3 protein-coding genes are annotated in these 2,580 nt (G+C 65.9%); all 3 read right to left on the reverse strand.

Annotated elements, in window-relative coordinates; translation table 11 throughout:
* Positions 1-58: 58 nt before the first annotated feature.
* Positions 59-928, reverse strand: a complete 870-nt coding sequence (gene htpX / locus RHBS_RS26765; RefSeq protein ID WP_128646860.1) for a zinc metalloprotease HtpX — start codon at positions 926-928, stop codon at positions 59-61.
* A gap of 74 nt (positions 929-1,002) precedes the next feature.
* Positions 1,003-2,022 carry a polyprenyl synthetase family protein gene (locus RHBS_RS26770; protein WP_008713814.1) on the reverse strand — a complete coding sequence of 340 codons (1,020 nt, stop codon included), beginning with the start codon at positions 2,020-2,022 and terminating at the stop codon, positions 1,003-1,005.
* 125 nt (positions 2,023-2,147) lie between these two features.
* Positions 2,148-2,580: MurR/RpiR family transcriptional regulator (locus RHBS_RS26775; RefSeq protein WP_145977633.1), on the reverse strand; the 433-nt coding region annotated here is incomplete at its 5' end.

The raw sequence follows: 2,580 nt of genomic DNA on the forward strand, positions 1-2,580 counted from the left end.
ATCAAATTGAAACAGCCCGCACGCTACGAACTTCCGCTCACATGCCGCAGGCTCCTGATCAGTACGGCCGGTGGCCGGCCATCCGCTCGAGTCGCTCGATGCGGTCGGCCATCGGCGGGTGGGTGGCGAACAGTCGACCCGCCTTGTCACCGATGCGGAACGGATTGGCGATCATCAGATGCGACTCGGCGGCCAATCGCGGCTCGGGCGGCAACGGTGCCAATTGCACTCCCCGCTCGAGTTTGCGGAGCGCCGACGCCAGCGCCAGCGGATCACCGGTCAACTCGGCTCCCGACTGATCTGCCTGGTACTCCCGCGAACGAGAGACCGCCAGCCGAACCAGAGTGGCCGCGATGGGCCCCAGCATCGACACCAGCAGCAACGCGAGCGGATTCGCTCCCCCGCTGCCGCGTCCACCGAAAACGTTGGCGAAGAAGGCCAGGTTGGCCAGGCCCGAAATGACAGCGGCCATCGCCCCGGCCACCGACGAGATCAGAATGTCGCGGTTGTAGACGTGCGAGAGTTCGTGACCGAGCACCGCTCGTAGTTCGCGCTCGTCGAGGATGCGCAGGATGCCGTCGGTGCAACACACCGCAGCGTTGCGCGGATTGCGTCCGGTGGCGAAGGCGTTGGGGTTGTCGGTGGGACTGACGTACAGCGCAGGCATGGGCTGATGAGCCGTCGTCGCCAACTCCCGCACGATCCGATACATCGCCGGCTGCTCGAGTTCGCTGACCGGCACCGCGTGCATCGAACGCAGCGCCATCTTCGCGCTGTTGAAGTACGCGTAGCCGTTGACGGCGACGGCCAACACGATGGAGCCGACGAGAATGGTCGCGTTACCGAACAGCGATCCGATGAAGACGATGAGCGCCGACATCCCGACCAGCAGGCCGAAAGTCTTCGCGCCGTTCGCGTAACCGTTCATCTCTGGAGTGCCTCCTCGTACCGGGTATCACTACCCGATCAACGAACACACCCCGAGCTGCGGTTCCCGGGTTGTCAGCCCACGCGTTCGACGGTGTAATTCACCAACCGGCCGAGTGCATCGTTGGCCGGCCCCTGCGGCAGCAGTGCGAGTTCTGCGTGTGCCCGAGCGGCGTATTCACCGAGAGTCTTCTTCGCCGAGACCATTCCGGGTGAACGCTGCAACAGCTCCAGAGCCTCGGTGACCAGCGCATCCTCGGTGACCGGACCGGCGAGAATCTCGCGGAGGCGATCGCCGTCGGCACCTTCCTCGCGCAGCGCGAAGAGCACCGGCAGAGTGTGTACGCCCTCCCGCAGGTCGGTGCCGGGAGTCTTGCCGGACTGCTCGGTGGCCGAGGAGATGTCGATAATGTCGTCGGAGATCTGGAAGGCGGTACCGACGGCGTCGCCGAGGCGCTCGAGGCGTCCCACATGTTCCGCGTCGCCGCCGCTGAAGGTTCCGCCGAAGCGTCCGCACGAGGCGATGAGCGAACCGGTCTTCTCCCACACGACCTTCAAGTAGTGCGCGACGGGATCGTCGGTGCTCTTGGCTCCGATGGTTTCGCGCATCTGACCGGTGACCAGTTCGGCGAAGGTCTCGGCGATGATTCGGACGGCGTCGGGTCCGAGCGTGGACACCAGACGAGACGCATGCGCGAACAGGTAGTCGCCCGCGAGGATCGCCACACTGTTGCCCCAGCGTGAGTTCGCGCTCTCGGCACCTCGACGCATCGACGCCTCGTCCATGACGTCGTCGTGATAGAGCGTCGCCAGATGAACCAGTTCGACGACCGTGGCCGCGGTGACGATCGCCGGATCGGTCGGCGACGGTCCCAGCTGGCCGGTGAGCACGGTGAACAGGGGCCGGAATCGCTTCCCGCCGGCCTTGGCCAGGTGCAGCGCGGCCTCTGTGAGGAACTCCTCACCGTCGGAGAGTTCGCTGATCATCAGTTCTTCGACGCGTGCGAGGCCGTCGGCGACGGATCGCGCGAGCTCCGGGTCACCCAGGTCGACTCCGGCAACGACCGTTGCTACGGCAGCGTCGTCTGTACTCACGATGTTGGTCCCTGTCCTGTCGTCGACATGCCGGCGGCAGCGGCGGAGCGCCGCTGCTCGCCTTCTACCGTAGTGAACCTAGCGTGCACACCGGTGGGACGGTGTCACCGACCACAGGTGACGCTTCACTCACCGAGGTTGCCGGAGATGACTTCCAGCGTCGCAGCCATCGCTGCCGACGCCCGGTCGCCCAATGTGTCGGTCAGTGCAGCCATCAGACCTTCGAGCAAGATCACGTGCGGAATTCTGCTGGTGACGGCGAGTTCGCGCTGGAAGCTGAGGTCGCGCATGCCCACCACCAGCGCAATGTCCGACGCGGCCGCCAGTGTCGAGCGAGCGAACGACGTCACCGACACCACGGTGGCCCCGCGTTCCCGAGCGGCCTGCGCGGCCTTGGTCGATGCGCTCGTGGCACCCGATCCGCTGATGATCAGAGCGACATCGCGATCGGTGAGCAGCCGGACCGCGACCTGCTGGGCGATCGAGTCGGTGGGTGCGTGCGAACGCAGGCCGACCGAACGCATCCTGGCGTCGGTGTCGGCGGCCAACGCAGCCGAG

This window comes from Rhodococcus sp. BS-15 (genome assembly GCF_000813105.1).
In the GTDB taxonomy this organism is placed as follows: Bacteria; Actinomycetota; Actinomycetes; order Mycobacteriales; family Mycobacteriaceae; genus Rhodococcoides.